A 9,949-nucleotide genomic window follows, 5' to 3' on the forward strand; every position below is an offset into this window, starting at 1 on the left:
TCTCTCCCCGGTTGCAGTGGTCCAGCCCGTCCAGGGCCGCCACTGGTGGTACGCGAAACATCACGCTAGAACCTGAACTGAAGTTGAGGTCAAGGGGAATCTGCGGCCGTTCTCTCAGCTGGCGTGAAGGATCCGGAAGCGATCGGGCTCCGCCGGATCCCGGTCAACGACTTGGACCGGCGTCCAAGCCCATTGCCAAACACTGATGCCCGGCGCGCGGGAGAACCGGATCTGCCCGCGGGTGCCCTCGACAGCAACGCGCGGCCAGGATTGGGCGATGCGCGCCCGGTCCGTGCCGTGGGAACGCAGCAGATCGGCTAGGACGGCGACCGTGTCGTAGCCCTCGAAGGCGACGAAGGAGGGTGTTTCGCCCAGCCGCTCGCGGAGGGCCGTTTCGACTCGTGCACCGAGTGGGCTGAGACGCTCGGGCAGATAGCGCAAGAACGGGATCGCTGAGCCGTCGTCGCCCAGCAAGGACGCCCATTCGGCGAACTCCGGTTGCCCGGCGGGAGCACCGATCATGATCTCGGTGAGGCGGTGGTCGCGGCGGACAGACTTCACGATCGACACTGCCGGCTCCGGGTGGCCGGTCAGAAGGAGGAGGGCCGTCGCGCGATTGTCGACGAGTTCGTCGCACACGGCCGTGGGGGCGAGCGCGCCCATGTCGAGTTCGATGACAGTGCCGCCGCGCGGAGCCAGACAGTCCCGCAGAATGCGGGCCCCGGATGCCCAGTAGACACTCGGCTGGGCTGCTACGGCGATTCGGCTGTGGCCCGCGGCGAGGAGGAAGTCCGCGTAGATCTGCCAGCCGTGGGACTGCGCCGGGCAGAGGCGCGCGACCCATTCGGTCGGCTCTTCGGTGAGCGCGTCGAGAACCGCTGACGAGCAGAGGTACGGCAGGCCGAGGGCGTCGGCCCTGGCGGCAGCGGCGCGAGCGACGACGCTGTGATACTCCCCCGCCAAGGCGGCCACGCCCAGGCGAGCCAGTTCGTCCACGGCCGCCGCAGCCCTTTGTGGATCAGCCGCGGTGTCTCGGACCACCAGCTCGAGTGGTCTTCCGGCGATCCCGCCGGCGTCATTGACTTCGTGAACGGCCGTCTCGAGTCCAGCGAGCAAGTGCCGGCCTGCCTCGACCCAGCCAGGCCGAGTCAGCGGAACGAGAGCGCCGATCTGCACGGATGATCCGTCAGTCCGCTCTGCTCCAGATGACGATGGTGACGTAGTCATGCGTTGGCGTCTCCCCCGTGACGATTCGGTCGCAGGTTGCCCGGATCGCCGAGTGGCGAGCCCGGTGGTACCCGTCCATCGCATCTCGACGTGGCGGCACGCCCCTGCGTGATCACGCCGGACATTGCATCCACCACCATCGCCGACGCAACCGATTATTCGTTCCGCACCGAGGTCCGCAGGAACCGCTGCACCGGCTTCATGCACCACCTGATCACCGACAGCCGCTCGGGCTGATGGCAACGCTCTCCCAAACGTCCTCCCGCCTGACGGGACGTTCAGTCTCCGCCGTGGCGCCGCAAGTTGCTGTGCGCATGCCCTGATGGTCCACTGGGTACGGGGAGAGTTCACGGAGGGCCGACGCATGAAAGGCCTGTTCGCCAAGCGCAGCCACCACGCCGCCACAGTGAGCCATCCCCGGGGGGACACCGGCGTGGGCCGGGCATCGCAGGGACAGCGATGGTGATGTGGCGGGGCTGAGAACTTCGCATTGGCGCAAGGTCAAGTAAGAGGTCATCTCATCCGTTGTGTTCGTCGCGGGGGCGGCCGGCGTCCGCACGGCGACCGGGAAGTGCCGGCCGTGATCGTGTTCGTGGCCACGTCGGGACGTACGTGACAGCAGTTGCCGACGGCCTCGTCCGGGCCGTCGGGAGCGGCTGCCCATCGGCGCTTTGCCGAGTGGACCGGGGCGAGAGCGATGGCAAAGTCTTGGTGATCTTGCAGGTGTGCAGGTCAAGGACGTGCGGCAGGTGGGTCGGCTCAGGTGAGGAGTTTCGCGAGCCGGGCCATCTCGGTGGGCGGGTCGATCACCGGCTGGATGAGGAGTTCGTCGACGCCGGCCTGTTCCAGGGTGGTGATGCGGGCGAGGAGGTCGTCGCGGGTGCCGACCAGGGCCAAGGTGTTCATCAGCGAGGGCAGAACCAGGTCCCGGTCCTGCGGTGCGATGCGTCCGAGGTAGTTGGGGTAGAGCTTGGTGTGCCGGTCCGGCGCGGTGGCGGTAGTGCCGCGCCGGTCGAGGAGCCGCCGCACCGCCTCGCCTTCCTCGGGGCCGAGTTGCCCGGCGAAGGCGGGTGTGTCGGCGGCTGTGTCGGCGGCGAAGGCCAGCAGCGACAGGACGAGGTGGCCCGTCGCGTCCCGGGCCGCGTCGCCGTGGGGGTCCTCGTCCTCGTCGAGCAGGTGGAGCGAGGTGACCACGTAGGAGTCCGCCCGGGAGCCGGTGTGGGAGCCGGGGTCGCGGGGTGTGCCCTGGGCGGCGTGGCGGCGGGTGTCGTGCAGCGCGCGCCAGGCGGTGGGGTCCAGCAGGCCGAAGGAGATGAGGCCGGTGCCGCGGCGGCCGGCGACGGCGGCTGCCTTCGGTCCGAACAGCGCGGCCACGACGAACTCGATCGGGTCGTCGGTGTTCACGTGCGCCCCGGCGTGCAGGAACCGGATGTCACGGACCCGGTCACCTTCGCGGTACTCGGTCGAACGTCCGGCGCACAGGTCCTGCAGTGCGACGGTGAAGTTCTCCAGCCTGGCCGCCGTGGTCGGCCGCATGCCCAGGGTGCGCCGGGCGGTGTTTCCGGTGCCGACTCCGCAGACGATCCGACCGGGTGCCAGGGCGTTGAGGCTGGCGAGCCCGCTCGCAGCGGCCGGGGCCGAGCGCAGCGCCGGTGAGGTCACGCCGATGCCGAGCCTGATGCGGCTGGTGGCCTTCGCGCACAGGCTCAAGGCGACGAAGGGGTCGCCGTGGACCATGGGGGTGTCGTTGACCCAGAAGCTGTGCAAGCCCAACTCCTCGGCCCGCACGGCGAGGTCCTCCACACCGGGCTGCGCGGCGACAACGACGCCTGCACGCATCGGAACCTCCAAGGTGTGAGGATCGAATCGAACCTGCTCAGCATGGCAGGTCCCGGCGCAGGGCGTGAGTGTGGTGCTGATCGCGGCCGACCGCGGTAGTGGACGGCGCCCGCTCATGCACGGCGATCGGGCAATGGGCCGCTGCGGCCCCGCAGCCCCCCCTGGCCCGGCCGGGTACCCGGGTCGTCGGCGCCTTCGCGGTGCGTATCGCGGCCCCGTGCCGCGACTGTCCGCCCGGGTGCTGGAGTGGGTCTGCCCAGGTGGGCCAGCCGACTTGGCCGGTGGCGATCCGGCCGGGGCTGCCACAGTCGCGGTGGACGGCAAGAGTGCCCGCGGCTCCCGCAACGGCCACCTCCCGTCCGCACATCTGCCGGCCGCGATCACCGGCGACAGGCAGACGATCAGTCAGCTGCGGGTGCCGGGCAAGACCAACGAGATCACGGGCTTTGCCCGGCTGCTCGCCTCCTTCGACCTGACCGGGAGCACGCTCGCACTGGGGTATCGAAAACGGCTGCGCTGCGTGCGCGACACGACCTTCACCCACGCCCCGGCTCCTCTACCACTGAGGTGCGATGCAACCGTGCACGCTGCCGTGGCTCGGGCTCAGGCTCGTTCCTGAACGACGCCCCCTCGGCGCCGGCCTCGCGGCAGGTCCGCCGATTCCGGGTGCTGCCTGAGAGGGCGTTCTGCGAGCGATCCGGGGTTCTCCGGCAGGGACCTCACGAGCGAACGGCAACGCTCACCGGCATGCCGTTCACGCCGCCGAAGAGGTCGTCCATCGCCCGCTGCGTGGCACGGGCCGGGGTGGCGCGGACTGCGAGGTCGCGGGCGGTCGCCGCCAGGGGGTTGGTGAGGGCGGCGATCCGGCCTGCGCGGCGGGACCGGACCCGGAGGGCGTCGGTGCGGGCGCAACGGGCCGCGCTGTAAGCCGCCAGGGCGGCCGGTATGCCGGCCGCGTCGGTGCCGTCGAGGAGGTGGGCGAGGACCACGGCGTCCTCGACGGCCTGGCAGCCTCCCTGGCCGAGGTTGGGGGTCATGGCGTGGGCGGCGTCGCCGAGCCAGACGAGGCGGCCCTGGTGGTATCGGGGAAGCGGGGCGGCCAGGTCGTGGAGGTCGTGCTGGAGCACGGCCGCCGGGTCGAGCCGCCGCAGCAGCGCCGGGATCGGGTCGTGCCAGGTGCCGTACCGGCGCAGGAGTTCGGCGCGGAGGTCGGCGGGGCGGTACCCCTCGGGGGCGACGGCGGTCGCGTAGACGTAGACCCGGCCGTCGGCGAGCGGGACGACGCCGAAGCGCTCGCCGCGGCCCCAGGTCTCGGCGGCCTCCGCCGGGGCCGGGCCGTCGGCGGGCAGGACGCTGCGCCAGGCGGTCTCACCGCTGTAGCGGAGGCCGGGGTGGGCCGGGTGGTGCCGTCTGCGCAGCGGACTGTGGATCCCGTCGGCGGCGATCACGAGGTCGGCGGTGAACTCGCCCGACGCCGTACGGACCACTGGGCGTCCGGCCGGGTCCTCGGCGCCGTCCACGGCGGTGACGGCGGCGCCGTAGCGGATCGCGCCCTCGGGGAGCCCGGCGGTCAGGGCGTCGACCAGGGCCTCGCGGTGCACGGCGAGCGGAGGGGAGCCGTACCTGGCCGTCATGGCGCCGGTGTCGGCGCGCTTCAGCCAGCTGCCGCCGGGGCGGCGCAGTCCGAGCGCGGCGGGTGCGGCGCTGCCTGCGGCCCGGGTGACGTCGAAGCCGATGGCGTCGAAGGCGCGCAGCGCGTTGGGAGCGAGGACGATCCCGGCGCCCACGGCGGCCGGCCCGGGCGCCCGCTCGCAGACGGTGACCTGCCAGCCGCGGCGGTACAGGGCCACGGCGGCCGTGAGCCCGCCGATCCCCGCACCGGCCACGACCGCACGACGCCGAATCTCCGACATGTCACACCACGCCCTTCCTGTCCCGGCCTGTCCTCTACATCTGTAGTGGACGCGTCCCTCACTCTACAGTTGTAGAGTGAGGGCATGTCCACCCCTCGCACTCCTTCGTCCGCACCGGACCGCCGCACGGTGATCGCGGACACGGCGATCGGCCTCGTGGCCGCCGCCGGGCTGCGCGGCCTGACTCACCGCGCCGTCGACGGCGCGGCGGGACTGCCGTCGGGCAGTACCTCGTACTACTTCCGTACGAGGACGGCTCTGATCGGCGCCTGTTACCAGCGGCTGGCGGAGCTGGACATCGGCGACATCGACGGCGGGAGCGCCCCCGCCGCGCTGCCACCGGACCGGGAGGCGGCCGCGGCGCTCCTGGCCGGGCTCCTGCAGCACTGGCTGACGGTGGGGCGCGAGCGCCAGCTGGCCCGCTTCGAGCTCAGCCTGGAGGCAGCCCGCAACCCGACCCTGGAGCCGGAGCTCCACCGGGCGGGACAGGCCGCGCGCGCCCGGACCGCCGAGATCCTGGCCGCGGTCGGCGCGGACCGGCCCCAGGAGGCCGCCGAACTCCTGGCGGCGTGGATCGACGGACTGCTCTACGACAGGCTGGCCGGAGCCCTCGCCCGCTCCCGCCCGGCCCCGGACCCGGCCGAACTGACCGCGACCGCCCGCCGGATGATCGACGCGGCCCTCGCCGGGGCGCCCTGACGGCTGTCCCGTATCGAAGCTTCGGCTATCGAACCTTCGGGGTCGCCGGTCCCCACCCTCGAACCACCGTCCGCAAGGGCGTCGGCAAGCAGTCCCCATAGAAGAGGGATCCTTGAATCCTCGACCCTCCACGTCGATGACGCCCCGTCGCCGGCGTTCTGCCGCGGAGAGGCCATGCCGACAAGCATCATCCGGGTAACACAGCAAGACCGGCCCTGCGCCGGGCGCCTGGCACGGCGGCCTGTTCGTCGTCCACGGCGTGCTGGTCGGGGCCGGAGCCGTCTCGGTCGAGCCCGACCTGCTCGGGCTGACCCGCTGGTATCTCTGCCTGTGGGGGCCATGGTTCATCGCCGGTGGCCTGGCGTTCGCCGCCGCTACCGCGCAATACGTCCGCCGTCATGACGCCATGCGTGAGATGCGGCTCTACGGTGCCGTCGGCGCGCTCGGCGCTCTGCTCCTGTCGTTGGCGTCGACAGCCACCGGGATCGGCTGAATGAAGTGCCCCCGCCGCCGTTGCACTTCGCCCAACGGTGGCGGGGACATCCGCGGCACGTCAGCTGCTTGACGGGCCGATCTCGAACCGGGGCGGCTTGAGGCCGGCGAGGCATCCGGTCTTCGGGGCGTCCGGATTGTCGAAGAAGGAGACGGTGATCTCCTGGGCGCACCGTGACGTGGCGAACACGACATGGGGCTCGTAGGGAACCGTGACGACGGTGGCGCGGCTCAGCGTGCGGGCGACGTACGGCCCGCTGGCCGCTCCGGTCTGGGAGTCGAAGCCGCCCGACAGGGCGAGGGTGGGGATGTCGCTCCGCGTGACGTCCCGGATCGAGGGCGGCGCCGCGGGGACGTTCCAGACGGCGCAGTCCGGACGGAGGAAGGTCAGCTGCGGAGCCTGGGCCAGTACCGAGCGGGGGAACGAGGGGAAGGCTTCCCGCCCGCCCCGGATCGCCTCGGCCCGGCTCTCGTACGGCACCCACTCGCTGCAGAAGACGCCGTAGGCGAGTCCGTGGGCCACCCTGCCGAAGGCCTGGGGGCTGAGCTTGCCGCCCGCCCACTGCTCGGCGATCCGCTGCGGTTTGCCGTGGGCCAGCTCGTCGAGGGAGCGGGGTACGCCCTCCGCCACGTGGGTGGCGGAGGTCATCCAGTTCACCAGGGCTCCGCCGTCCAGGACGACTTTCACCGGCTCCGGGTGACCGGGGACCGTGACGGTGGTGGTGACCGGGCGGGCTTCGAGCTCACGGACGAGGCGTTCGAAGGTGGCGGGCAGGTTCGGATAGCGCCGGTTGCACGCGGGATCCTCCGCGCAGGCCTTGAACAGGCCGTCGAAGCCCTGCCGGGCGCTGCTCCAGGTCAGCGCCGACCCCGCCGTGGACGGCGGAAGGATGCCGTCGATGCCGACCGACCGGATTCCCTGGGGGTGTTGGCGCATGTAGATGAGCGCCAGGTGGGTGCCGTAGGAGATGCCGAACACGTTCCACCGGTCGATGCCCAGCGCGACGCGCAGGTCCGCGTAGTCGGCGGCGCTCTCGGTGTCGTTGTAGGCGCTGAGGTCGGCGCCGCGGCCCACCAGTTGGTCGCGGCAGGTGCGCGTCGCCTCGACGTGCAGGCGCTCGGTGGACGGCGCGCCGTGGACGAGGCCGACCGCGCGTGCGTTGAACTCGTCGATGTTGCGGCAGGTGAGCACCGGGTCGGCCGAGTACGTGCCCCGCTGGGACATGAGGATCACGTCCCGGTCGCGGTTCAGACCGCCGTCGACCGCCATCTTCGCCTCCCCGACGGCGTCGTCGCCGGGTCCGCCGGCGAGCCACACGATCGGGTCGGGTTTCGGATTGGCGGTCGCCGCCGGCACGACGGCGACGCCGAGGGTGATCTGCCGGCCGCCGGGCCTGGCGCGGTTCTCGGGCACGGTGAGCGTTCCGCAGCGGGCCTGTGCGAGCGCCTCGATCGGCTCCGGCGTCTGCGGGCAGGGGCCCGGCTCGAAGCGGGCGTCGCCCGCCGTCCGGGCGACCGTGCCGATCGCCGGTCCGGTGAAGTGCCGGGTTCCGGCGCCGTGTTCCGCGTGTGCGGACGCGGGCGCCGCGAGCAGGCCGGTGACGAGGATTCCGGTCACCACCGCGGCCGACATGACGTGGAACCGGCGTGCGGTACGGCGAGGGCGGGGTGCGTGGTCGAGTGCCATGTGTGCCATGTGCTCTCCCGGTCACTTGGACTTGGGAATGATCGTGAACGGTTTCGGCGTGAGACCGGCCACGCAATCGGTGTCGGGCGCGTTCGGACGGGCGAGGAACGAGGCCAGCACCCGCTGCGCACAGGGCGATTGCGGGACCACCCAGTGCCCGATTCCGGGGATCTGCACGGAGGTCGAGCGGGACAGCGTACGGGTCGCCGACCGCGCCCAGCTCGCCCCGGTCTTCATATCGAACGTCCCGGAGATGCCGAGCGTCGGCACCCCGCTGACGGTGGCCAGCCGCTGGACGGAGGTGCGGTCCGGTACGTCCCAGATGCGGCACACCTGGTGCTGGAACGGAAGCTGCGGTGCCTGGGCCAGGACCGTGTCCGGCCACCGGGGGAAGGCCCGGCGGCCCGCCTTCAGCACGTCGGACGGCGTGGAGTCCGGCACCCACTCGCTGCACGCCACCGACTCCGTCAGGCCGTGGGCGGTCTGGCCGACGTTCTGGACCGAGTCGGCCGCGCGGGCCTGCGCGAAGCGCTCGGGGTGTCCGTGGGCGAGTTCCTCGATCGCCGCCGGGACGTCGGGCGGCTTGACGGCGTTGGCGACCAGCAGGTTCAGCAGTGCGCCCCCGTCGAGGACGACCTTCACCGGGTCTCCTCCGCGCGGCGGCCGGGCCTTCAGCGTCAAGGGGTGTGCTTCCAGCCTGCGCACCTGCTCGGTGAGGGTGCGGCGGAGGTCCGGGTAGCGGCTCTTGCAGCGGGGCTCGGCCGCGCATGCCTTGAGGAGGTTCTCGATGCCCTCCCGGGCGCTGCTCCAGGTCCACGGCAGGGATACGACCTGCGGAGGCGTGACCGAGTCGATCGCCATCGCGCGAATCCCCTGGGGGTGCTCGCGCAGGTAGGTGAGGGCGAGGTTGCTGCCGTAGGAATAGCCGTAGACGTTCCACCGGGGGATGCCCAGTGCCGTGCGCAGGTCGGCGAAGTCGGCGGCGTTCTCAGTGGTGTTGTAGGCGCTCAGGTCGATCCCGTCGGCTGCCAGGCGGTTCCGGCACTTCTTCACCGAATCCAGCAGGAGCCGTTTCGCCTGCGGCGAGTCGTAGCCGAGCCCCACGTACTGCGCGTAGAACCGGTCCAGCTCCGGGCAGGCGAGGTTCGGCTGATCGTAGAGGTTGCCGCGCTGGGCCATGACGATCAGCGGGCGATCCCGGTTCAGGCCGGAATCGACCAGGAAGGGAATGTCATCGAACGTGTCGCCGCCGGGGCCGCCCGCCATGAACACCACGGGGGCCTCGCCGGGCTTCGCCGACGTGGCGGGAATGACCGCCACGGCCAGCCGGATCGTCCGGCTGCCGGGGCGGGCGCGGTTCTCGGGGACTTCCAGGAAACCGCACCGCGCGGTGCTCAGTGCGGCGATCGGCTCGGGCGGCTCCGGGCAGGGACCGGGTACGAACCGCGACGGGGCGGTCGTACTGCGCCCGGCTGTGTGGCTGTGCGGTGACGCGGCGCTGCCCGGTATCGAGCCGGACGCCGTCAGGACCAGGGCGGCGGTCGTGACAGCCACCGCCTTTATGCCGTGCTTGGTCATGTGATCCCGTTCCTTTGCCGACATCCACGGCTGCTGCCCAGCCGGACAACGCCGCAGCGGCTTGGGCGGATCTCACGCAACGGGACAATACCGGGCGTACGGGACAGACGCACACGGGCGGCCCACGCCGGAGGGATCCCCAGGCCCTGGTTCAGCATCCGGTCGGTGAGGTGATCCGAAAGCCATCGCGGAGGAGCTCGGTGACCTCGTCGTCGGTCACCACGGAGGCGAGCCGGGTGTCCACCGCCTCCGGCAGCCGGCGCTCGACCGGGGCGGGCGGACCGTTGCCCTCGGCGACCTCGGCGACGTGGGCGGCCTCGGCGACGTCGAGCTTCGGGCGGGAGTCCTCCTGCAGCCGGAACGCCAGGGCCCCTTCGCCCTTTCACCCCCTTCACTCCCTTCACTCCCTTCAGCCCTGCTGTCTCCCTCCACGACCACCCCGCAGCGCAGCAGCGGAGTACGGCCGCGAGTTCGGCCAGGGCCCGCCGCAGCAGGCCGGCGTCAACGGTGCCGC

Annotated in this window: 9 protein-coding genes; 4 read left to right on the forward strand and 5 right to left on the reverse strand. The window is 71.9% G+C overall.

The window, feature by feature from the left end:
- Positions 1-114: 114 nt before the first annotated feature.
- Positions 115-1,227, reverse strand: a complete 1,113-nt coding sequence (locus tag ACFPP6_RS08530; protein ID WP_382038741.1) for an ABC transporter substrate-binding protein — start codon at positions 1,225-1,227, stop codon at positions 115-117.
- Positions 1,228-1,317: 90 nt separating this feature from the next.
- Here ACFPP6_RS08530 and ACFPP6_RS08535 point away from each other — a divergent pair, with 90 nt between their 5' ends.
- Positions 1,318-1,464 carry a hypothetical protein gene (locus ACFPP6_RS08535; RefSeq protein WP_382038743.1) on the forward strand — a complete coding sequence of 49 codons (147 nt, stop codon included), beginning with the start codon at positions 1,318-1,320 and terminating at the stop codon, positions 1,462-1,464.
- A gap of 522 nt (positions 1,465-1,986) precedes the next feature.
- Here the strand turns inward: ACFPP6_RS08535 and ACFPP6_RS08540 are convergent.
- A complete protein-coding gene (locus ACFPP6_RS08540; protein WP_382038745.1) occupies positions 1,987-3,066 on the reverse strand; it encodes an LLM class flavin-dependent oxidoreductase in 1,080 nt (359 codons plus the stop codon).
- A gap of 313 nt (positions 3,067-3,379) precedes the next feature.
- Between ACFPP6_RS08540 and ACFPP6_RS08545 the strand changes: the two genes are divergently transcribed.
- On the forward strand, positions 3,380-3,685 hold the full coding sequence (locus ACFPP6_RS08545) for a hypothetical protein (protein WP_382038747.1): 306 nt from the start codon (positions 3,380-3,382) through the stop codon (positions 3,683-3,685).
- 100 nt (positions 3,686-3,785) lie between these two features.
- Here the strand turns inward: ACFPP6_RS08545 and ACFPP6_RS08550 are convergent, their stop codons facing one another.
- On the reverse strand, positions 3,786-4,979 hold the full coding sequence (locus ACFPP6_RS08550; protein ID WP_382038748.1) for an FAD-dependent monooxygenase: 1,194 nt from the start codon (positions 4,977-4,979) through the stop codon (positions 3,786-3,788).
- 84 nt (positions 4,980-5,063) lie between these two features.
- On the opposite strand from ACFPP6_RS08550, the gene ACFPP6_RS08555 reads away from it, so the two are divergent.
- Complete coding sequence (locus tag ACFPP6_RS08555) at positions 5,064-5,678, forward strand: TetR/AcrR family transcriptional regulator (RefSeq protein WP_382038750.1); 615 nt, start codon at positions 5,064-5,066, stop codon at positions 5,676-5,678.
- Between the two features lie 259 nt (positions 5,679-5,937).
- Complete coding sequence (locus ACFPP6_RS08560; RefSeq protein ID WP_382038751.1) at positions 5,938-6,171, forward strand: hypothetical protein; 234 nt, start codon at positions 5,938-5,940, stop codon at positions 6,169-6,171.
- A gap of 60 nt (positions 6,172-6,231) precedes the next feature.
- On the opposite strand, the gene ACFPP6_RS08565 is transcribed toward ACFPP6_RS08560, so the two are convergent.
- Positions 6,232-7,857, reverse strand: coding sequence for an alpha/beta fold hydrolase (locus tag ACFPP6_RS08565; RefSeq protein ID WP_382039228.1), 1,626 nt, complete (start codon positions 7,855-7,857; stop codon positions 6,232-6,234).
- A 21-nt stretch (positions 7,858-7,878) separates the two neighbouring features.
- Complete coding sequence (locus ACFPP6_RS08570; RefSeq protein ID WP_382038752.1) at positions 7,879-9,435, reverse strand: alpha/beta fold hydrolase; 1,557 nt, start codon at positions 9,433-9,435, stop codon at positions 7,879-7,881.
- Between the last annotated feature and the right edge of the window lie 514 nt (positions 9,436-9,949).

The sequence above is a fragment of the Streptomyces aureoversilis genome, assembly GCF_042657885.1.
Taxonomy (GTDB): Bacteria; Actinomycetota; Actinomycetes; order Streptomycetales; family Streptomycetaceae; genus Streptomyces; species Streptomyces aureoversilis.

Bases quoted from the DNA above. Each gene is read 5' to 3' on its own strand.
- ACFPP6_RS08550 (WP_382038748.1), bottom strand. From the start codon at position 4,979: ATGTCGGAGATTCGGCGTCGTGCGGTCGTGGCCGGTGCGGGGATCGGC.
- ACFPP6_RS08565 (WP_382039228.1), bottom strand. From the start codon at position 7,857: ATGGCACTCGACCACGCACCCCGCCCTCGCCGTACCGCACGCCGGTTC.
- ACFPP6_RS08530 (WP_382038741.1), bottom strand. From the start codon at position 1,227: ATGACTACGTCACCATCGTCATCTGGAGCAGAGCGGACTGACGGATCA.
- ACFPP6_RS08555 (WP_382038750.1), top strand. From the start codon at position 5,064: ATGTCCACCCCTCGCACTCCTTCGTCCGCACCGGACCGCCGCACGGTG.
- ACFPP6_RS08540 (WP_382038745.1), bottom strand. From the start codon at position 3,066: ATGCGTGCAGGCGTCGTTGTCGCCGCGCAGCCCGGTGTGGAGGACCTC.
- ACFPP6_RS08570 (WP_382038752.1), bottom strand. From the start codon at position 9,435: ATGACCAAGCACGGCATAAAGGCGGTGGCTGTCACGACCGCCGCCCTG.